We start from the raw sequence: 20,829 nt of genomic DNA, 5'->3' as shown, positions 1-20,829 counted from the left end.
TAACGCTCATGACTCCAACGCCTTCTCCTGCCAATCCTGCCGAAACTGGAGCGATCGCTCCTCCAGAAGAAATTCAGCCCGAACCCGCCTTCGGCTGGACGCCCTACGCCGAAACGATCAACGGACGCTTTGCCATGATTGGCTTTGTTGCCCTGATTGTGATTGAACTGTTGACCCGCCAAAGCTTCTTTTCCTGGCTGGGCTTGCGCTAGCTGACGCAGCAAAAAGGGGCGTCATCGAAACAACGCCCCCGTCTAGTTCGATCGATTTTTAGTAAATCGTTTCTAGCGAACCGTAATTGTGTAGCGGCCTCGACCAGTGCTGTCGTAAGCGTTGGCGATCACCGTGTAGGTTCCATCCGCAGGCAGCGTCGCGACAATCTGCGAATTGGTTGAGCCTTGCGATCCATCGTCGTTTTGATCGACAAGCTGCCCGTTCGGATCAACCAGCAGCAAATAGGTGTCAAACTCGCTGCTTTCCATCGAAATCGTCACCTGTTGCCCCTGGCGGCCTTGGAACTGATATTGGTCATACAGGCTGCCGTCCTGCTCAAGCACCTGCGAATTTTCACCCAATACGCCTTGTTCGCGCAGGATGACACCTTGCGGCGTGGGTCGGGATGCGCCTCCGGTTCCAGGTCGTGGAGTCTGCGTGGTTGGACGGGCTGAGGTTGTCGCTGCCCGCAGGCTGTAGTCGCCCGTTTCGCCTGCTGAGTAGGTGTTCGCCAAAATGGTGTATCGACCGCTGGCGGGCAGTGTGGCAATCAAACGTGAATTTGTGCCGCCGCCACCGTCATCATCTTGCCCGATCGATTCGCCATCTGGCCCGATCAAAATCAGGTAGGCATCAAAATCGCTGCTGCTCATTTCAATCAGCACTTGCTGGCCTGCCTGACCGTCGAAGCTGTAGGCGTTGAAGTAGCTATCGTCAGCCGGAAGAATGCTGCTGCGATCGCTCAAGGTTCCACTGATGGGCTGACCATTAAGCGTAATGCTTTGCGCGTTCGCGTCAATCTGCGGCGTTTGCACCGTTTGGGCAGCACGACCTTCGCGGACAGCAACCAGGAACGGCTGCACTTCGTCCAGCGCGATCGCAAAGCCGATGCCGATGTTGCCGCCGTCGCGTCCGGTTGTGTAGATCGCGTTGTTGACGCCGATAAGCTGGCCTTGACTGTTGAGCAGTGGGCCACCAGAGTTGCCGGGGTTAATGGCGGCGTTCGTTTGAATCAAACCGCGATTGGCGTCAATGCGGCTGACGATGCCGTTGGTGAAAGTATTTTGAAAGCGGCCAAACGGATTGCCGATCGCAAACGCCCGCTGACCCACTTGAACAGAACCCGGAGTTGCCAGCGGAATCGTCGGTAAGTTGCGCTGATTCCGCAAGCGCACCGCTGCCAAATCAACGCCCGCGTCGCCATAGCCAATCACATCGCCCTGCACCCGACGACCATCCGAAAGAATAACCGTCACGGCTTCCACACCCTCGACGACATGCGCCGCCGTCAGAACCAAACCGTCTGCCGAGATAATGCTGCCGCTGCCTGTGCCTGCTCCAGTGTCGATCGACACTACAGCCGGACTTGCCTGCTGATAAACCCGGACGTTCACATCTTCCTCGCTGGTTTGAGCGATCGCCTGCTGGCTAATCTGCCCGGTCAGCGTTAACAGGTTGACGGGAGAAAGGGCGTTGAGTGCGAAAAGACTGCCTGCTGTACCTGCACTAAGTAGGCCGGAGGCTACGAGACGCAGAAATTGAGTGTTCATGCTGAGAAATTAGGTGCGACTGCGATTGCGATTACTAAACAAATACGGAAGAGCGATCGCCAATTCCGTTGAGCAAGCGAGATTGGACGATACAAATTAATATGCATTCAAGACGTAGCGGCTCGCCCCCTGCAAAACACCAGGACTTGATTTGGCAAAACATTGTTTCAGTTGTCCTCACTACTCTGAATTTAGAGCGAATTCGAGGTGTACTTGAGTTGATCCTAGTTTGCCCTTTTGATTCCGAGAAGGGAGCGGCAAAAATTTTTAAGCTTGAGCGAGCTGGAATAGCAAAACGCCGACCTACAGCGAAAAAGCTACAGTCGGCGCAAAAGCAAGGGCGATCGATTGCTACTCGAAGCGTGGAGAACTATCGGAGTCGTCGATCGGCTGGTAGTCTACATAGTCAGAAGCGGGTGGCTTGGCATCCGTTGGGCGCTTTGGTTCACGGAATGCATCGTCACGGTAGTCGCTTCTGGAGGGGCGATCGTCGCGGCGCGAATCAGACTGCGGGCGCGGACGACGCGGACGGGGTGCATCGCTGTCGAAATCGTTGCGGCTCGGACGCACGGGCAGATCGTCTTCGCGGCTAGACAAGTCGTCATCCCACACCGATCGCTCAAAATCACGAGCGGCAGAACGGCTCGACGGACGACTATTCGATCGCCGCTTGGACGAGCGTGGACGGTCTTCACTTGGAGCGAGGCGGGGAGCGCGATCGGAGCGTCGCACATCATCAAATTCATCGCGGCTCGATCGAGCATCACGAGTGGCGGAAATGCGGCGACGATTGTTGCTGACTGGACGTTCGTCCAGTGCGTTGTAGTCGTCTAGTTCGGCGCGATAGACGCGGCTGATCGGTCGCTCATCATCCACAACAGGCGTCGTGCGCTTGGCCTGCTCGGTGGCGATGCCGCGAAGCCGAATGCTCTCGTAGGCGAAGAAGGCCGCAGTGCCCGCCAACATGAACTGACCAAATTGGAGAATCGGGTCTTGCCGCCAGCCTTGAAAAAACAAAATGCCGCCGCACAGCAGCGCGACTGCGGCAAAGAAGATGTCGTAATCTCTAGCTAAGGCTGGCTTAAAGTTACGCAAGAAGTAGAGACCAGCCCCCCCGATCGCCAGAGCAATGCCAACTATACTGCTTGGATTCAGTCCAATATTGACCATCTCTACCCGTTCTCCACGAGAATGTCTTAAGTAGTTCCTATCTTAGCGAGTCAACGAGAGATTACCAGAAAATAAAGGGCTACAACCGCGATCGCGAGAACAAGCAGACCAATGCCTACGAGAGCGCCCTACCCAATTCCAATATTGATCATCTCAGTCAATTCTCTGCACGAATGTCCGAAGTTCCTATCTTAGCGAGTCAGCGGAAGACAGCCACCTCATTAATGGCAGTTTCAACAGGGTAAAAACTGGAGGCACAAGCTGCGCCCCCAGCGATCGAGATCTAGCCGCGCTGGATTTTGTCACGCTGGCTGATGAAAATCAACGCCACCGTTGCGGGGATCACAATAATCACGGCTCCGGCAAGCAGGCTGTATAGAAAATTTGCTAAAGATGGCGTCATGGTGTTCCTTTTCCTCAAAGCGCAAGTTCGTTCATCAATAATCTTATCGATCTGTTAATCGCTTGAGAAGTACGTGAGCGATCGGATTTGAAAATTAATTGCTGGAAGGGCGATCGATCCTGCCTTCCATCTAGGTTTGCGAGCTTTCACGCAACTGCCGCATCCACAGTAAAATATGAGGGAAAGAAGTAACAAAATTTAGCAATTTAAAACGCTATGGCCGCTAGCATTGCCACTTGGGTTTTAGGTCCGTTTTTGGGACTGTTCATTTTGCTGTTCATCCTGCGGATTGTTCTCTCCTGGTATCCGCAAATTGATCTCAACAAGCTACCGTACAACCTGATCGCTTGGCCGACTGAACCGTTTTTGCGCCCGATGCGAAAGCTAGTTCCACCCTTGGGTGGCGTGGACATCAGCCCGATCGTTTGGATCGGAATCTTCAGCCTGGTGCGCGAACTGCTGCTCGGTCAGCAAGGCTTGCTCACGATGATGTCGCAGGTTCAGTAAGGAATTCAGAAGCTCGTTCCAGCACGCCGTGATCGGGGGTTGGGTGTTCGCCAAACCTCGATCGATTAGCGGGATTTGAGTAGCTGTTGCTGCATCTGTTCGACAAAATTGGTGTAGATTTTGCCTTCAGCAAATTCCGCTGTTTCCAGGATTTTTTGATGAAAGCTAATGGTTGTCGGCAATCCGGTGATCGCGCATTCGCGCAGGGCGCGTTTCATGCGGCGAATGGCCGAAGTGCGATCGGCTCCCCACACGATCAGCTTGCCAATCAGCGAATCGTAATATGGCGGAATTTCATAGTCCGTGTAGACGTGCGAATCCATCCGCACACCGGGACCACCAGGAGGCAAATAGCCGCTGATCCGTCCGGGATTGGGGCGGAAATTATGGTCTGGATCTTCGGCATTGATGCGGCATTCGATCGTATGCCCGCGCAACTGTACCTGATCTTGCGTCAGCCTCAGCTTTTCCCCTTGGGCAACGCGGATCTGTTCGGCAATCAGATCAAGTCCGGTAATCATTTCCGTCACCGGATGCTCAACCTGAATCCGTGTGTTCATCTCCATAAAGTAGAACTGGCCGGATTGATCCAGCAGAAATTCGACCGTGCCTGCACCAAGATAGTTAATCGACTGAGCGACGCGCACCGCCGCCGCGCCCATTTTTTCACGCAGCTCTGGCGATAGGGCGGGACTGGGTGCTTCTTCGAGTAATTTCTGGTGACGCCGCTGGATCGAGCAGTCGCGTTCGCCCAAGTGAATGACGTTGCCGTAGCTGTCGGCAAGAATTTGAAATTCAATGTGGCGCGGACGCTCGATGAATTTTTCCAGATAGACGCCTGGATCGCCAAAGGCCGCCTCTGCTTCGCCCTGTGCTGCTAAAAAAGCTTTTACAAGTTCATCTTCGCTGCGAACCAGTCGCATTCCGCGACCGCCGCCGCCTGCTGTGGCTTTGATCATGACGGGATAGCCGATCGACTCGGCCACGCTCATCGCTTCGCGCTCATCGGTCAGGAGTCCCTTGCTGCCGGGAACGGTCGGGACGCCAATTTGCTGCATGGTTTTTCGCGCCGTCGATTTGTCGCCCATCGATCGCATGGCATCGGGAGACGGGCCAATAAACGCGATCTGGTGGTCGGCGCAGATTTCGGCAAAGCGAGCGTTTTCTGCCAAGAAGCCGTAGCCCGGATGGATGGCGCTGGCGTTGCGCGTCAAGGCGGCGGCAATGATGTTGGGAATGTTGAGATAGCTTTTGCTGCTGGGTGGTTCGCCGATGCACACGGCTTCGTCAGCCAGTTGGACATGGAGGGCGTGGCGATCGATCGTCGAGTGAACGGCGATCGTGCCGATGCCCATCTCTTCACAGGTGCGGAGGATGCGGAGGGCAATTTCACCCCGGTTAGCAATCAAAATTTTGTCAAAGCGCATCGTCCGGCAAGCTGTGGTAAGCCAGCGATTCCCGATTGTGGTGGCGAAATCGTTGGGGGAGACAATTGCTCATCGTATCACGCAGGCGATGCGGCAAATGAGCGGCTACATACAAGACAGGGCACTCCGATCAGAAGTGCCCTGCGTGAGCAATGCAAAACGACAGATTTAGCCGGATTGCATTACTTTATCGTTAGGAGTTACGGGTTTGCCGTGAACTCAAGTTCCGACTGAAAGCTTAAATCCATTGAAATGGGTTGGCAATAATGGATCGAGTCAGTTCCAACTGACTGTAGCTCTCAGACAGGAGATTCATTTCCTGGTGCAGCAGAGCACTTAATCGGCGGTTGCCAGTTCGGTGCTGCCGCGAACGCGCCGACGAGTAACCGTGTTGAACAGCATTTGACCGATCGCCTTGATTAAGCTGCCTTCGAGTTCTTGGAACATTTTCATGTTCATGCCGAACGTGGCGTTGGCTTCCTCGACGATGCGATCGCCCATTGCGTCATCGACCGGAGCTTGGTCAAGCTGTTCGCGATATTTAGCTTTGAAGGCTTTTTCGTCGGGGATCGTGGGAAATTCGTAGAACGCCACGCCTTCGGTTTCCCCTAAGTTCATGGCTCGCTGCGCGATTTTCTTGAGAATTTGGCCACCAGACAAATCGCCAATGTAGCGCGTGTAGGAATGCGAGACAAGCAGTTCGGGCGCCGTGTTGGACACTTCGCGGATGCGATCGACATACGCTTGACCCGCAGGCGACAGGCGAATTTGTTCGCGCCAGTTGTTGCCATAGTAGAACTGCAAGTCTTGCTCTAAGCTGGCTTTGCGAAACAGTTCGGGGAAGTAAATTTTCGAGACGATCGGATGGTCGCGATGCCGCTCGATTTCTTCTTCCATCGCCGCATAGATGAAGTAGAAGTTGCCCGTCAATTTGCGGTACGAATTTTTTTCGACCACGCCTTTGAGGAAGCACTTGATGAAGCCCATATTTTCAGCCGCAGTGTGGGCTTTTTTCGTGCCTTCGCGCAGCTTCGCTGCCAAATTACTGCTCATGCTAAATAGTCCTACTTAACGTTCCTTCATGAAGGGTGTGAGCAAGCGTATCGGTCGTGACCGAATTCGCCCCTAAATTGTTACAGTAATCCGATTTGATGAGAGTTGGTATTACGAATTCTTACGAAAGGTAGAGTCGGCCTGTAACTTGAGGAAGAGGGCGATCGCTTAACTCTGCTTTTGGTGGGCGCTCAAGGTGACAACTGCTCCGGCTCGTTCCAACCGCTGCACATACGCTTCAGCCAGATCGCGAGGAATATTTTGCATCACCGATTGGGGTGCAGAATCAATCAAGCTTTTAGCGCGTTTGAGACTCATGCCCGTCAGGTCGCGGACGGCTTTGATCACAGACAGCTTTTGCTTGGGCGGGCAGGAAAACAAAACCACATCAAACATCTCGGATGACAACTGGGGCGCATCAGCAACCGGAGCAGGCAGCGCGATCGGCGGCCACTGGCTCGATCGAAATCGGTAGGTGATTTCGCCGCGATCGCTAATGTCAAATTCCGCGCCAAAAATTTGCGCCTGCTGTTCCAGAAACGGCTTGGCGACTTCTCCAGCGACTTGAGCGGCGATCGCAAACTGCAAGACCGTCACGGTATCGGTTTGCCGCAAAAGGCCATAGAAAACCGATCGCAATCGATCGCGCTCCTGTTGCTGTTTTTGCAGGCGTAAATTGCGTTTGGACAACGCACCGGAGCCAATCAGCGTACCACCCAACAGCATCGAGGCAATGCCGTCATTCATGCGATCGCGACGATAAAAATCGCGATCGTTAAACGAGTGAATGCCAGCAATGATAAACACCAGACCCAAGCTGATCGAAAAACTAGAAGTAGCTCGTCTGTACCACGACATCGCTTGCGGAAAATACGGTTGCGATCGCAGTCTAACCTTTGAACTAGCGAACTGCCTCCAGAAGTCGCGAAAAGTAAAAACTCGTTTTCGTCATACTTTGCCGATTGATTTTCCAGCCTTTGCTGCTAAGCACCTGCACCACGTCCGCCTCGCGATGCAAATAGGCGCGGGTGGCCTTGCTGGGACCCGGAAAAAAGTCGCCAATTTTCTTCAGCAAGCTGTAAGCAAAGGTTTTGGGTGCAAAGCTGAGGATTAAGCGCGATTCGGCGCGATCGCTCAGATGCGAAATCATTTCGGCGGCTTTGTCTTGCGGATAGTGAATCAGCACATCCAGACAAACCACCGTGTGATATTTGCCGCTCAAGCCTTCCAGATCTTGCACGGTGAACGTCGGCAAGTTTCCTCTCAGTGCATCCGCCGCCCGGACTTTCGCTTCTTCCACCATTTTTTCGGAAATGTCGCTGGCAAACACTTTTGCGCCCATTTCGGCTAGGGGAATGCTGAGGCTGCCGACACCACAGCCCGCATCACAAATCGTCAGATCGGCAGCGTTGCCGTCCGCTTTCATCCAGTCGAGAACCGTGTCTACCGTTTGCTGATGGCCTTGGCGAATATCAAGCTGGACTTTATTAACCTCGCCATCGCCATAAATGCGTCGCCAGCGATCGAATCCGGTCGCGTTGAAGTATTCGCGCACAATCGTTTTGTCGTCAACGTTCATAAATCAAAGAAGGCAATTTTTCTTGAGAATCGGCAACCGCGACCAATCAATTATCCTAATACGATTCGCTGCCATTCCAGCGTTGTGTCGAATCGCCAGCGCAAAAGTGAAGCGGGCTGACCGACTTTTAATCCCGGCAGTCCGATCGCTTGACGAGGTGCGATCGTCGCCAGGGCGATCGCCTCCTCCACCTCACAAATTTCCCACGCTACCAAATTTTGTACACCCGCCAGTAAAGGCAGCGTCGTTCCCGACAGCGTTCCGTCTAGCAACCGTGCCGTACCGTTCACCACGTCGATTTCGCGAGTATCCCAAGGATAGCGACCGTCCCCTAGTCCCAAAGGCGCAAGCGCATCACTGACGAGAAACAGGGGATTTCCGCTTCGCAGCAGCAATTTCAGCATCAGCGGGTGGATGTGCTGTCCGTCGGCAATGAAGCCGCAGTGGACGCGATCGCTCAGCAGTGCTGCCGCTAGCATTCCCGGTTCGCGATGATGCAAGGGCGGCATGGCGTTAAACGCATGTGTGACCATTGTTGCGCCCTGTGCGATCGCCCGCTGTGCTTGTTCTGCCGTTGCCAGCGAGTGACCGAGGCTGACGATAATGTCGAGCGATCGCAAATATTCGATTGCTTCGCCACTGGGATCAAGTTCGGGTGCAAGCGTGATCACCTTGACGATGCTGGCATAGTCACCTAAGACGCGCTTGACCTGCTCGATCGACAGCGGCAGCAAATGCTCCTGTGGGTGCGCGCCGCGCTTGGCCGGATTGAGAAACGGTCCTTCCAGATGAACGCCGAGCAGGTTTGCACTCTTTGATTGGTAGTCCGCAAAAACGGACAGCGATCGCTCGATATTCTCGATCGAAGTGGTCACGATCGTCGGCAAAAATCCGTCTACGCCTTGATCCCAAAGAAACTGACAGATTTTATCAAGTTTGTCGCGATCGCTCGATCGCACAGTGGGAAACGCCAATCCCAACGCGCCGTTAATCTGTAAATCAATGCCACCCTGCGTCACAAAATCGCCTGCGGCATCGATCGATTGTGCAGTGGCGATCGACACACGCGGACTTCGCATCGAATCGATCGCGGCGATGCGGTTGGCGGCGATTGTAATCCGATACAGTCCTTCCTGCCCGATCAGGCGGACATTAGTAATGGTGAGCGAGTTGGCAACGGGCATCGTCAACGCTTGGCGAACGCAGTTTCTATTATCAACACTTTGCGTCACATTTGAGCAGTGACGATCGATCGCCCCCTCCCCCGTGCGGCATCTCCTCAATATGCAGTTAGCGTTGCGTCTAAAAATCTAATTGCCCCACTCGATCGCAACACCAGAGTTAAGACAGCAATTCACATCAGAAATTAACTGCGCTGGAAAATTCGATCGATTGTCTAGCGATCGCTGATTGTGGTTTCGATCGTCTTATTCAACTTGTACCAGTTCATTACAACATTGGCAGCTTCAGAGGCATCGTAGGGCGACCAGACTGGATCTTCTTCTTTGACCAGTTCTGTTGCGAGAAACTGCATCAGCCGAAGCTTGTCAATTTTTGAAAATTCCTGAATTTGTGACATTAGTTCGGTCAATGGCATTTCAGAATCTCCTCGTCTGAGGTTTGGTGAAAAGATTGAGAACGATCGATTGTTGTGTGGAGGCGATCGCTATCATCTACTAATTCTACCAACTGCCCGATCTGGTGTCGGACAATCGAAGCGTTTGCATCAATATTGCCCCAGCACCGAAGCTGTTACATGGAGTGGGCAAGTCATAGATTTTGAAAGGTTCTAGCGGTGAAATATCCTCGGCGATCGATAAATTCTCAGCCAAAATTTGGATCAGTTTGAGTTTTTCCATTGCGGAAAGCTGTCGCATCTTCTATCCACTCAAGAACGCTTGCAATTGGTGTGACTTGCCCAAAGACTTAATACTTTGCTCTCAGACGGTAGCTCAGACAGAGGGCTTATTTCTATCTTGACATGGTTATTGCAGATGCATCTGAATGATTACGCTATTCAGGCTCAATGGGCGGATTTACGGCGTTTAGACAGGTCACTCAAAAACACTTTTCAGAAGCGAATTCAATTGAGCTTAGATTTATTTCCATGCGAACTTCTTTTTATTGATTTCTTTGTGAGGGAGGGCGGCAGCATTGCCGCCTCCAAACTATCGCCCGGTTTTCAAGCCCGATCGCCGCACAACCGCATCAACGGTTACAGCCAGCAGCAGAACCGCACCCTGCACCATACTTTTCACGCTTTGCGGCTGGTTCATCAGGTCAAGTCCGTTGTCCAGACTGCCGATGATCAGTGCGCCCAAGACGACCGCCCAAACCGTGCCGCGTCCGCCGAACAAACTGACGCCACCGATGACGGCAGCAGCGATCGCGTTTAGCAGCAAAGTCGAACTCACCTGCGTCGCCACAGCCGTACTGCGCGAAGTCAGCATAATTCCGGCAAATGCAGCCAAGGTGGAAGCCAAGGTAAACACGGCCAGTTTCATGCCGACCACGTTGATGCCAGCGCGACGAGCCGCTTCCGCATTGCCGCCAACCGCATACAGGTGACGACCGAACTGCGTTTTTTTCAAAATCAGCCAGAAGGCCACGACGATCGCCAGCGCAATCATCACGGCTTGCGGAACGCCTTGATACGACTGGAACAAGAAGATCATCACGATCACCACTGCCGCTGCAATGCCAATCTGCGTGGCAACTTGTCCGGTCGATCGCGCCTTCAATCCGGCTTGACGGCGACGCTGCTGCTCAAACAGCAAGCCCAAGCCGTACAGAATCAGCAGGGCGATCGGCAATCCCCAGCCGATCGCGGGGTGGAGGTAGGTGGGAGCGATCGATCGAATGGCCGGATCGCGCACGATCAGCGTACTTTGATCGCCCAAGACGAGTAGCAAAAATCCGGCATATCCGATCGATCCGGCCAGCGTCACGATGAACGACGGGACGCGCAAAACGGCGATGAAAAAGCCGTTCAGTAAGCCAATCAGCGCTCCGGCCAGCAACGCTGCCAGAATTGCTGCGCCTGCATTCCAGCCGCCATAAACTGAGAGAACGGCCATGATTGCCGCGCAAGCTTGTGCGACGGCTGCAAGGCTGAGGTCAATCTCACCCAGCAGTAGAACGAGGACAGCCGCAACGCTGAGGATGCTGATCGTGACGATCTGCTGTGTCAGGTTCGTCAGGTTGCGGGCTTGAAGGAAAATGCCGCTGGTCGTCAGTTGAAAGTAAAGCGTGATCACGGCCAAAGTCAGCAGCACGGGAATGAAGCCCATGTCGCCGCGCATCAGCGATCGCAGACTAAACTTCTCACGCGGCTGCGAAGCTGCACCGTCTACAGGCTGCGGAACCGATCGATCGCCGCCTTCACTTTGCGTATTTTTATCGAGGCTTTTCATAATGGTTGTCCTTTAGATGGCGTCGTGCGCTCCAACGTTGCTCGCTCCGGTAATTGCACCGACCACGACTTCCGGCGTCGTCTCGCGAGTCGTGAAGTTGGCAATTCGTTGACCCAAGCGCATGACCGTAATGCGATCGGTCACTTCAAACACGTCGTGCAAATTGTGCGAAATCACCACAACGGCCAAGCCTTGCTGCTTCAGGCGCAAAATCAAGTTCAACACCTGCCGCGTTTGGGCGACGCCGAGGGCTGCGGTTGGTTCATCCAGCAGCACGACTTTGGGCTGCCGAAGAATCGTTTTGGCAACGGCGATGCACTGCCGCTGTCCGCCAGAGAGCGAGGCCACTGTCGATCGCACCGAGGGAATTTTCACGTCCAAAGTGCGGAGAACTTCGATCGTCTGCCGCTCCATCTCGGTTTCATCCAGCGTCTTCAAAACGCCAGGAATCACCGTGCGATAGGCTTCGCGACCCAGCCACAGATTTGCGACAACATCCAAGTTGTCGCACAGAGCAAGGTCTTGATAAACCGTTTCAATTCCCAAACGAGTCGAGTCTTGCGGACTTTGAATCGTCACGGGCTGACCATCAATGAGAATTTGGCCTTCATCGGGAATGTATGCACCCGATATCGTTTTGATCAGCGTGGATTTGCCCGCGCCATTGTCGCCCACCAAGCCCATTACTTCGCCCGCGTAAGCGGCAAAATCGACATTTTTGAGGGCACGAACGCCACCAAACGATTTGCTGATGTTCCGCAGTTCCAAAGTGGGAGGGCGATCGCTTTGCGGGCTGCGATCGAGTGAAATAGAAGCTTCTGTCATCGGTTTTCTCAGTAGTAAAGGAAAGACCCCTCATCCCCTAGCCCCTTCTCCCTGGGGGAGAAGGGGAACCGAACCGGATCTCAAAGTCCCTCTCCCCAGGGAGAGGGATTTAGGGTGAGGGCGATCGACTACGGACAAACGCCGCCCGCACCTGAGGGCAGACCTTGGCACACTTCTTCTTTGGTCAAGAAGCCGTCTTTGATTACCGTGTCGGCCACGTTGGACTGATCGACCACAACCGGATCGAGCAGAACCGATCGCACCTGTCCGCCGCCTTTGAGTTCGGTTTGGCGGTTGGCAATGCTGCTGGCATCTTCACCTTTGCTCAGCGCGGCCACGAGTTGGGCAGTGGCGCGGGCTTCTTCGGCGATCGGCTTGTAGATCGTCATCGCCTGCGTCCCGCTGAGGATATTTTGAATTCCGGTCAGGGTGGCGTCTTGTCCGGTCACGAGGACTTTGCCTGCGAGGTTTTGTTCGCGCAGTGCGGCGATTACCGTATTCGCCAGCCCGTCATTGGCAACGTAGGCGATTTGGACGTTGTTGCTTTCTTTCGTCAACACGCCTTCCATTGCCGACTGAGCGCGAGCCGCTTCCCAGTTGGGCGTGAACTGGTCATAGACCAAATTGATGTCGCCGCTGTCGATCAGCGGTTGCAACGCTTTGAGTGCGCCTTGACGGAACAGCAATGCGTTGTTGTCCGTTTGTGACCCATTAATCATGGCGAGATTTGCGCCGCGCTTGAGTCCCAATTCGCCCGCTTTAAACTGATCGACAATGAACTGGCCTTGCAGTTCCCCGACGCGCTCGTTGTCAAACGAAACGTAGAAAGCCGTATCGGGGTCTTGAATCAAGCGATCGTAAGCAATCACAGGGACGCCGCTCGCCTTGGCCTGCTGCACGATCGTCGCGGCTTTTTCGCTGTCGTTGGGTCCCACGACGAGGATGCAAGCGCCCTTGGTTAATGCGGCTTCGGCCTGATTTTGCTGCGTGTCGGCGTTGCCGTTGGCGTTGGAATATTGAATCGTCACATCCGGCAGAGCGGCTTTGATTTCGCGCTCTAGCAACGGGCGATCGTATGCTTCGTAGCGAGCCGAGGTATCCGATTCGGGCAGCAAAACGCCCACGTTGTTGCAGCCTTGGGCAGCGCTAAATTCGGTATTGGCTGCGCCTTGCTGATTATTCGCTGCGTTGTTGGCTTCTCCACCATTATTCGCGTTGGGCGCGTTGCCGCTACAGGCTGCGAGAAACATCAATCCGGCGATCGGAAGCCAGTGACGAAGACGACGATTAAACATTTTTCTCCTGAGTTTTTAAGAAATTTGAACAGCAAAACGGGCGGCATGTTGCGTAGCCGCTGAAAATGAACTGCTGCCCCAAACGCGCAACGGTGAAGACAATTTCGCCGCGCTGATTCGGACTAGCAGTCGTGCTGCTCGATTACTCCAGATTTACAGATGCGATCGCAATTCGTGTGAAAGATTTATCAAAAATTCATTAATTGCGGCTGCATCCGTAGCAATTGAGACAGACATTTAACTGATACTTTCAATTCTTCTGAAATAAATGGCGATCGAAGCAACCAAAAGACAGATTTCTGAGGATTTGCAATCAATCTTTACACTTCGAGGTTTAGCGCGCTCGAATGTGCGTTTGCAGGAGCGATCGAAATTCATCAATCTGCGCGGCATTGGCAAACGATCGCTTCGGCAAAGGATAGAACAACTGGGGCGACTGATAAATTACAAATAAATTTGGTGTTTCCATAAATTTGATAAGCGATTGCCAATTTACTTGGCTGCTGATATTCAGTGTGTCTAGTGAAAGTCCAGCTTCGGTTACTTCGGCGGCGATCGGATTGTGCATATGAGCGTTTTGCTTCCAGATCAATCCATACATCCAACGCATAAAAAGATTAATCTGTGGCTCTGGATTAGTAAATATCATAAACACACAGCAATAAAGAAGAGACGGCAGAGCGAAATCGCCGTTTATAATCGCCACCACAAAAAGAAATATTCCAAACAGCAGAAAGAGGCCACTTATAAACCAAAGAAGTAAATACAAGACTCGATTCGCTCTAAGATTTGCAAAATTTGCTTCAAGGTAATCCTGTTGAGTGAGGCGGTATTCAAGCTTCAGCATGGCGTTTTTAGGTAAATGACTGAGCAACAGACGGAAGCAAGCCGATCGAAATTTCCGATGCTTGCTTCATGCACAGTCTGCCCAGTAAGCTCGATCGAAACGCTATTATGGGGATCGATCGTGGCGGCAGCAGAAAAATTTATTGAAGTCGGGAAATTTACTTGGTTTTATCGCGAAGCTGAGCCGATCAATCCGAGTGATAAGCCGCCTGTGTTGCTGCTGCACGGACTGCCCGCCCAGAGCTACAGCTATCGCGAAGTGCTGCCCGCTTTGGCCGCTCAAGGATTTTGGGCGATCGCTCCCGACTGGCTCGGATCCGGTTTTTCCGCCAAACCCGACAAGCGCGAATTTGCCTACACGCCCGATGCCTTCATCGCCGCGCTGGAAGAATTTGTCAAAGCACTGGGAATCGATCGATTCTCCCTTGTGGTGCAGGGCTTCGTCGGCTCGGTTGGACTGCAATATGCGTTGCGCCATCCTGACCAAATCGATCGCATCGTCATTCTCAACGCGCCGATCACACCCGACGCGAAACTGCCCTGGAAAATGAAGCAGCTTGGCATTCCCTTGGCGGGCGAAATGCTGACGCAAGATCCGCTCTTGGTCGATCGCACCCTCGAAGGCGGCGGCGGCTATCGCGTTGAAGATGACGATCTGGATGTGTATCGCTGTCCGTTCCTGAAAAGCTCGGATGCAGGGCGATCGCTGTTCGTCACCGTCCGCAATCTGCAACTCCCGCAGGCGATGAACGAACTGCAAGCCTTCGCCAACTGGCAACAGCCCGTCCTCGTCGCCTGGGGCATCAAAGATCCCTGGCTGTCGCTCAGCATTGCCGAATCGTTCGTCAAAAATTTACCCGACGGCAAACTCGTCCAGCTTGAAGAAGTCGGCCACTATCCGCAAGAAGACTGGCACGAAAAGGTGAGCGAGGCGATCGTGCCTTTTTTGCGGCGATCGAGATGATGTAGAAATTTCTGGTAGGGGCACGGCGTGCCATGTCCCTATGCGTCAATTCCCCCTTTAGCAGCACAAATTCTGACGACCTTTTGAGATATATTTCGGAACGGAGTAATTCATCTTTACAGTAAGCGCATGACGACTGGGTTTCCTGCCTTCCTCGATCGAGTTAAACGCAGCCTGCTAGCGCTGGTACTCGTGGGTTTGATGGTGTTTTCTTCGGGTGGAGTGGCGATCGCGGCCAAAAGTAGCAGTCCGGTTTCGACCTACACGCCCGCCCAGCTTGAGCAAATCAAGCGCTATTTGGGCGATGTGGAAGAACTGCGCGAGCGGATGCTGAAAATTCCCGGCTATGTGCAGCGCAAACGCTGGAACGACGTGCAGACCTACATTCATGGCCCTCTGGGTGAACTGCGGCAAACGATGCTCCGTCTGACGCGGACACTCGCCCCTGACGTGCAGCCGCAAGCCCAAGAAGCCGCCAAAGATGTCTTCGGCCATCTGATTAAAATCGACGAAGCGGCCAAAGCGGAAGATAGCCGAAAAGCGTTGCAGAACTACAACGGGGCGATCGAAGACTTCGAGATCTACCTGAATCTGCTGCCGCCAGAAATCAAAGCCAGCAACGATTGATTCAGAATCGGGGTGCAGCGCGACTGTGCCCTTTATTTTTTGCAGATATGACGAAAGTTGCTGTAATTGGCTGCGGCGTGGTGGGCGCGATGATCGCCTATGAACTCAGCTTGATTCCGGGTTTAAGTGTCACGGTACTCGATCGCCAACTGCCCGCCCAAGCTTCGACGGGTGCAGCCTTGGGCGTGTTGATGGGCGCAATCAGTCAGAAGGTGAAGGGGCGATCGTGGCAACTGCGGCAGGCAAGTATGCAGCGCTACGAAACGCTGGTTGCGGAATTAGGCCATTGCGTTCCCTACAATCGTCAGGGAATTGTGATGCTGTGCTTTGACGAGTCGGAACTTTTGCGCTGGCAAAACCTGATCGAGATTCGGCAAACGCAAGGCTGGCCGATCGAGCTTTGGGACGTGCCAAAGCTGCGATCGCGCTGTCCGCAAATTCAGCATCCCGATCTGGTTGCCGCGATCTACTCGCCGTGCGATCGCCAAATTGATCCGACGGCTTTGACCTTGGCACTGGTGGAAGCGGCCAAACAGCGCGGCGTTCGCTTCGAGTTCGATCGCCCTGTTTTGAGCATTCGATCGGCTGAAAATCACGCTCAGCAGATCGTCACCGCTTCTGGAAATTTGTCTGTGAATTGGGTGGTTGTAGCGGCAGGATTGGGTTCAACCGAGTTGACGCGATCGCTCGATGCGCCGCTCGACATTCGCCCTGTCCTCGGTCAAGCGCTCAAAGTGCAGCTACCAGACGCGATCGGGGATGCCGCGTTTCAACCTGTGATTACGGGAGACGATGTGCATCTTGTGCCGCTGGGTCAGCATCAATACTGGATTGGCGCAACGGTGGAACTGCCGGACGAGGCGGGAGTGGTGGCCGAAGCGAGTCCCGATCGCCTGGAGCGAGTCTTTGAGGACGCGATCGCCTTTTGCCCTGCTTTGACTGAAGCAAAAATTCTGCAAACTTGGTCGGGCTTGCGTCCCCGTCCGCACAATCAGCCTGCTCCCGTGATTGGCCTGCTGTCGGGATATGACAACGTTTTGCTGGCGACCGGACATTATCGAAATGGGGTTTTGCTGGCTCCCGTGACGGCGGCGGCGGTGTGCGAAGCGATCGCCGCCCCCGCTCAACAAACGGCTTGAAGAGGGCATTTTCCTAACCCCCGTACAGATGCGAGATCTCGCGTCTCTTCGCCAAATTACGCGATCGCCCCCATTGCCTCACAAACCTGCTGGGCGATGAACGGCAAAGTTTCCAGATTGCGACTTTGCGCTTTGCCCTCGGTAAAAACCACGAGCAGAAACGGCTTCAGGTGCGGCAGTTCCACGTAGGCAGCATCGTGGCGGACTGTGCTGGTTTCTCCGGCTTTTGACCACAAGCGAGCCGATCGCGGTAAGCCTGCACCCAAAAATCCCGTCACTTGATTTTCTGGATTGGCAGCGAGATCAGCCGGATCGAGGCTGCGCTGCATTAGGGACATCATGGCTTGCGATCGACTGGCCGAAACTGCCACGCCGCCGACAATGCTGTGCAGCAGTCGCGCCGTTGCCTCGGTTGTGAGCGCGTTGCGATTGTCGTACAGTTCGCCCAAAAAAGCGCGTTCGCGTCCGTATGCGCCATCGCACCAGGTTTTTTGGTTGACGTTAATCGTGGCGAGTTCCGGCCAGCCGATCGACTGAAAATAGCGGTTGACAATGTTGCGCTGCTGCTGCCAGGTGACAAACGGAGCGGCGGGCAGTTCGGGACCGCTGGTCGTTCCCGTCAACACGTCTACGACTAAACTCGTTGCATCGTTGCTGGAATCGACGATCATATCTCGGACGGCGCGATCGAGTTCTGCCGATTGACCGATCATGTTTTGCGCCAGCCATTCCTGCACCGCGACGAGGTAGAACAGCTTGACGATGCTGGCCGGATAGATGCGCTCCACACCGCGATAGGAAAATCCGCGAGGCGATCGCTGCCAAAAACTTTCGGGTGCAAGCGCTCCGCCCGTGTTGACGATCGGTTCGTCGTAGACAATCCAGGTGAGGGCGATTTGGTTTTGCGCCAGCGTGGAAAATCGCTGCCAGGTTTGTTCTAGGAGGCGATCGCCAAGCTGAGCCAGTTCATCGTTGCGCTGAAAGAAAGACACGATCGCTCCTTGGTGATTCAGGATTTGTGATTCGATAGGAGAGGCGAGTTCAAACAGGGTTGAATGGTGACGCGGGCAGAGCTTGAGGCGGCAACTGAATCAGCCCAGTATCAGTGTCAGGGCAATCTGAACCTGTACGATTCACCGGAACTCAAAGATTTAGCGACTCAAGCGATCGCGGGTCGCCAACTGCGGATTGTATCATTGCCGTCTGTATCATTGCCGCTCGACTCCGCTGCGATCGAAGTGTGCCTGTGTGAAGACGACTATCCAGGCTGGATGGCGATCGAAGATCTTGATCTGCTTGAACCTGCGGCTGAGCCATATCGATCGATCAGCCTCAGCCTGCCGGAAATTACTAACCGTCTACCGCAGGTAATCGCCTACACTCAGGCGGCAATGCGCCAGCCAAATCATTACCTGTGGGGCGGCACGATCGGGTCAAACTACGACTGTTCCGGCTTGATGCAGGCGGCATTTTGCTCAGCCGGAATTTGGATTCCCAGAGATGCCTATCAGCAAGCGGATTTCGCGCAGGCGATCGATCTCACTGAAGCAAATCCTGGCGATCTGATCTTTTTTGGCGGCGATCGGATTACGCATGTCGGACTTTACCTAGGCGATTTGCGCTACATTCACAGTTCCGGCAAAGATCACGGACGTAATGGCATCGCGATCGATCGACTGGCCGCAGATGGAGACGGAATCGCCCAGGCTTACTATCAGCAGTTTCACAGCGTCGGACGGATCACAAGCAGCTATCAGCCCGTTTTCAAGGAATAGGGTTGCTCCGTATTCATGCGATTGTTTGAACTTCTGTTGAAGGTGCGGATCGAGTGACGGGGCTGGGGCACTTTAGAAACAGCTTTTGCCGATCGCCATCCCGCTTCTTCAGCGCGTCATGTTTCAATCAGAATCTACCGCCGATCGCAATCGACTTCCTGATGCTTCCCAGATGGGAACGACGTTGCAGCTATCGCCTGGGATTGCCTACTACATTCGCAAACTGCTGCGGCAAAACTTCGATCGCTTGCAGTTTGTCGTTGCAGTGGGAGCAGGGCTGAAGGCCGATCATCTCAGCGATTTGAACGTCGTCCTTCGCAGTTTGTACTGTGAAGAAACAGAAGTGAAGTCTGCAATTTTAGACTTGGAGCGGCTTGCCCTGTCGCATCAAACGCTCAGCGCTCAAGGTACGCTGAACCAGCAGGCGATCGCCAGCGTCGAGCAGGAAATTTTTTGGCTGTTGGGGTTCAAGCAGCAGCAGCCCAAGCACCAAGGCAAAATTTTTGTTGTGGATGACACGCCTGAAAATTTGCGCTTGATTTCGTCGGCACTGGCAAAGCAAGGCTATGACGTGCGGAGCGCGATTAGCGGCGCAATGGCGCTTTCCAGCGTCCGAAGCATCATGCCCGATTTGATTTTGCTGGATGTGCGAATGCCCGGACTGGACGGCTATGAAGTGTGCAGTCAGCTTAAGGCCGATGCGCTGACGCAGGAAATTCCCGTCATTTTTATCAGCGCGATCGATGATGTGTTTGACAAGGTGAAGGCGTTCAAAGTTGGTGCGGTTGATTTCATCACCAAGCCGTTTCAGATTGAAGAAGTTTGTGCCCGCGTCGAGCATCAACTCAGCATTGGGCGATTGCGCCAACGGCTCGAAGTGCAAAATCTGCGGCTCCAGCGAGAAATGCAAGACCGCGATCGCGCCCAGAAAGCCAGAGAACAAGCCGAGTCTCGCTATCGCAGCATGATTGAAAATGCGGTCGTTGGCATTTTTCAAACTTCGCCACAGGGTCGCTATCTCTGCGCCAATCCCGCTTTGGCGCAAATGTATGGCTACGAATCGCCCGATGAACTGATCTCCCAGTTAAACGACGTTGAGCGGCAGCTCTATGTTGAACCAGAGCGGCGATCGCAGTTTATCAATGCCTTTCGGCAGCAAGACTTCATTACAGACTTTCACTCGCAGGTTTATCGCAAAGACAACAGCATCATCTGGATCAGCGAAGTCGTGCGGGCAGTGCGCGACGAAAACGGCATCTTGCAACACTACGAGGGCATCGTCAAAGACATCACCGCTGCAAAGCACCTCGAAGCGGAGCGCAAGCAGGCAGAAGAAGCTCGCGATCGCGCTGAAGCGACGCTGAGGCAAGAGCGTCAAGCGGCAGAGCAACTGCTGCTAAAACTGCTGCCGCGAGCGATCGCCAGCTTTCGCTGCGGTTCGCATCAGCAGGCATTCTCCTCACTGCAAACTCAGCCGCCCAGAGGCGAAGCCCTCGCCAGCGAATTCGAGCAGGCAACGGTGTTGCAGGCGGATATCGTCAACTTTTCCAGCTTCGCCGCCCAAACCTCGGCAACTGAGGCGATCGAACGCCTCAATCAGATTTTCTCAACGTTCGATCGCCTCGTCGCAGCGCGGCGTTTGAAAACCGTCAAGACAATGGGCGATGCTTATCTTGTCGTGGGTGGAGTGCCCACACCCAGAGAAGATCATCTCCAGTCGATCGCAGATTTGGCGATCGCCATGCGGCAGTGTGCCGCCGAAGCGGACTTTCAGCTTCGCGTCGGCATTGCGACAGGAGCAGTAATTGCCGGAGTGATTCGCGGCCAGCAGAGCAGCGATGACCTGTGGGGCGAAACGGTGCAGACGGCAAAATCGCTGGAAGTGAACGCCAAACCGAATCAAATTTTAGTTAGCGAAGCGGCGTTTGAGAAGCTGCAAGATCAATATGAATTCGATCGTCAACTGCTCAAGTTTCAAGGTCAAACGCTGATTAGCTTTTGCCTGCGGGCAGACTGAGCCTGTGTATAGAAATGGGTTTCAAT

At 53.9% G+C, this 20,829-nt stretch carries 21 protein-coding genes; 7 read left to right on the top strand and 14 right to left on the bottom strand.

The window, feature by feature from the left end; all coding sequences use genetic code 11:
• Positions 1 to 8: 8 nt before the first annotated feature.
• Complete coding sequence (locus tag H6F67_RS11800) at positions 9 to 212, top strand: chlorophyll a/b-binding protein (protein WP_190766574.1); 204 nt, start codon at positions 9 to 11, stop codon at positions 210 to 212.
• A gap of 72 nt (positions 213 to 284) precedes the next feature.
• Here the strand turns inward: H6F67_RS11800 and H6F67_RS11795 are convergent, their stop codons facing one another.
• From H6F67_RS11795 to psbX, 3 genes are all read right to left on the bottom strand, one after another.
• Positions 285 to 1,763, bottom strand: a complete 1,479-nt coding sequence (locus H6F67_RS11795; protein WP_190766572.1) for a trypsin-like peptidase domain-containing protein — start codon at positions 1,761 to 1,763, stop codon at positions 285 to 287.
• Positions 1,764 to 2,114: 351 nt separating this feature from the next.
• The gene (locus tag H6F67_RS11790; RefSeq protein WP_190766570.1) at positions 2,115 to 2,933 is read right to left on the bottom strand and encodes a Ycf66 family protein; all 819 of its coding nucleotides are present in this window, start codon (positions 2,931 to 2,933) and stop codon (positions 2,115 to 2,117) included.
• Between the two features lie 283 nt (positions 2,934 to 3,216).
• Complete coding sequence (psbX, locus tag H6F67_RS11785) at positions 3,217 to 3,336, bottom strand: photosystem II reaction center X protein (RefSeq protein WP_190766568.1); 120 nt, start codon at positions 3,334 to 3,336, stop codon at positions 3,217 to 3,219.
• A gap of 216 nt (positions 3,337 to 3,552) precedes the next feature.
• Between psbX and H6F67_RS11780 the strand changes: the two genes are divergently transcribed.
• A complete protein-coding gene (locus H6F67_RS11780) occupies positions 3,553 to 3,843 on the top strand; it encodes a YggT family protein (RefSeq protein WP_190766566.1) in 291 nt (96 codons plus the stop codon).
• A 65-nt stretch (positions 3,844 to 3,908) separates the two neighbouring features.
• Here the strand turns inward: H6F67_RS11780 and accC are convergent, their stop codons facing one another.
• The 10 genes from accC to H6F67_RS11730 all read right to left on the bottom strand — a co-directional run bounded on the left by accC (position 3,909) and on the right by H6F67_RS11730 (position 14,282).
• Positions 3,909 to 5,270, bottom strand: coding sequence for an acetyl-CoA carboxylase biotin carboxylase subunit (accC, locus tag H6F67_RS11775; protein WP_190766564.1), 1,362 nt, complete (start codon positions 5,268 to 5,270; stop codon positions 3,909 to 3,911).
• Between the two features lie 336 nt (positions 5,271 to 5,606).
• Positions 5,607 to 6,323, bottom strand: coding sequence for a heme oxygenase (biliverdin-producing) (locus tag H6F67_RS11770; protein WP_190766562.1), 717 nt, complete (start codon positions 6,321 to 6,323; stop codon positions 5,607 to 5,609).
• Positions 6,324 to 6,491: 168 nt separating this feature from the next.
• Complete coding sequence (locus tag H6F67_RS28355; RefSeq protein ID WP_190766560.1) at positions 6,492 to 7,130, bottom strand: bL12 family ribosomal protein; 639 nt, start codon at positions 7,128 to 7,130, stop codon at positions 6,492 to 6,494.
• A gap of 94 nt (positions 7,131 to 7,224) precedes the next feature.
• Positions 7,225 to 7,902, bottom strand: coding sequence for a magnesium protoporphyrin IX methyltransferase (bchM, locus tag H6F67_RS11760; RefSeq protein ID WP_190766558.1), 678 nt, complete (start codon positions 7,900 to 7,902; stop codon positions 7,225 to 7,227).
• A 50-nt stretch (positions 7,903 to 7,952) separates the two neighbouring features.
• Positions 7,953 to 9,086 carry an N-acetylglucosamine-6-phosphate deacetylase gene (gene nagA / locus H6F67_RS11755; protein WP_190766556.1) on the bottom strand — a complete coding sequence of 378 codons (1,134 nt, stop codon included), beginning with the start codon at positions 9,084 to 9,086 and terminating at the stop codon, positions 7,953 to 7,955.
• Between the two features lie 212 nt (positions 9,087 to 9,298).
• The gene (locus tag H6F67_RS11750) at positions 9,299 to 9,499 is read right to left on the bottom strand and encodes a hypothetical protein (protein WP_190766554.1); all 201 of its coding nucleotides are present in this window, start codon (positions 9,497 to 9,499) and stop codon (positions 9,299 to 9,301) included.
• A gap of 571 nt (positions 9,500 to 10,070) precedes the next feature.
• Entirely contained in the window at positions 10,071 to 11,315 is a 1,245-nt protein-coding gene (locus H6F67_RS11745) for a sugar ABC transporter permease (protein WP_190766552.1), read from the bottom strand.
• 12 nt (positions 11,316 to 11,327) lie between these two features.
• The gene (locus H6F67_RS11740; RefSeq protein ID WP_190766550.1) at positions 11,328 to 12,140 is read right to left on the bottom strand and encodes an ATP-binding cassette domain-containing protein; all 813 of its coding nucleotides are present in this window, start codon (positions 12,138 to 12,140) and stop codon (positions 11,328 to 11,330) included.
• 128 nt (positions 12,141 to 12,268) lie between these two features.
• Entirely contained in the window at positions 12,269 to 13,435 is a 1,167-nt protein-coding gene (locus H6F67_RS11735; protein ID WP_190766548.1) for a sugar ABC transporter substrate-binding protein, read from the bottom strand.
• A 334-nt stretch (positions 13,436 to 13,769) separates the two neighbouring features.
• A complete protein-coding gene (locus H6F67_RS11730) occupies positions 13,770 to 14,282 on the bottom strand; it encodes a YcxB family protein (protein WP_190766546.1) in 513 nt (170 codons plus the stop codon).
• 120 nt (positions 14,283 to 14,402) lie between these two features.
• Between H6F67_RS11730 and H6F67_RS11725 the strand changes: the two genes are divergently transcribed.
• The 3 genes from H6F67_RS11725 to H6F67_RS11715 all read left to right on the top strand — a co-directional run bounded on the left by H6F67_RS11725 (position 14,403) and on the right by H6F67_RS11715 (position 17,011).
• On the top strand, positions 14,403 to 15,245 hold the full coding sequence (locus tag H6F67_RS11725) for an alpha/beta fold hydrolase (protein ID WP_313926817.1): 843 nt from the start codon (positions 14,403 to 14,405) through the stop codon (positions 15,243 to 15,245).
• A 129-nt stretch (positions 15,246 to 15,374) separates the two neighbouring features.
• Positions 15,375 to 15,872: a photosystem II protein PsbQ gene (gene psbQ, locus H6F67_RS11720; RefSeq protein WP_190766544.1), complete on the top strand. Its 498-nt coding sequence runs from the start codon at positions 15,375 to 15,377 to the stop codon at positions 15,870 to 15,872.
• Between the two features lie 47 nt (positions 15,873 to 15,919).
• A complete protein-coding gene (locus H6F67_RS11715; RefSeq protein ID WP_190766542.1) occupies positions 15,920 to 17,011 on the top strand; it encodes an FAD-binding oxidoreductase in 1,092 nt (363 codons plus the stop codon).
• 56 nt (positions 17,012 to 17,067) lie between these two features.
• Here the strand turns inward: H6F67_RS11715 and H6F67_RS11710 are convergent, their stop codons facing one another.
• The gene (locus H6F67_RS11710; protein WP_190766540.1) at positions 17,068 to 18,003 is read right to left on the bottom strand and encodes a serine hydrolase; all 936 of its coding nucleotides are present in this window, start codon (positions 18,001 to 18,003) and stop codon (positions 17,068 to 17,070) included.
• A 63-nt stretch (positions 18,004 to 18,066) separates the two neighbouring features.
• Here H6F67_RS11710 and H6F67_RS11705 point away from each other — a divergent pair, with 63 nt between their 5' ends.
• Together H6F67_RS11705 and H6F67_RS11700 are read left to right on the top strand one after the other, a co-directional pair.
• Positions 18,067 to 18,786: a C40 family peptidase gene (locus H6F67_RS11705; RefSeq protein WP_190766538.1), complete on the top strand. Its 720-nt coding sequence runs from the start codon at positions 18,067 to 18,069 to the stop codon at positions 18,784 to 18,786.
• A gap of 85 nt (positions 18,787 to 18,871) precedes the next feature.
• Complete coding sequence (locus H6F67_RS11700; protein WP_242020604.1) at positions 18,872 to 20,803, top strand: adenylate/guanylate cyclase domain-containing protein; 1,932 nt, start codon at positions 18,872 to 18,874, stop codon at positions 20,801 to 20,803.
• Positions 20,804 to 20,829: the final 26 nt, after the last annotated feature.

It is taken from the genome of Microcoleus sp. FACHB-1515 (genome assembly GCF_014696105.1).
Lineage (GTDB): Bacteria > Cyanobacteriota > Cyanobacteriia > Elainellales > Elainellaceae > JAAUTJ01.
This window is presented reverse-complemented; position numbering and strand designations above follow the sequence as displayed.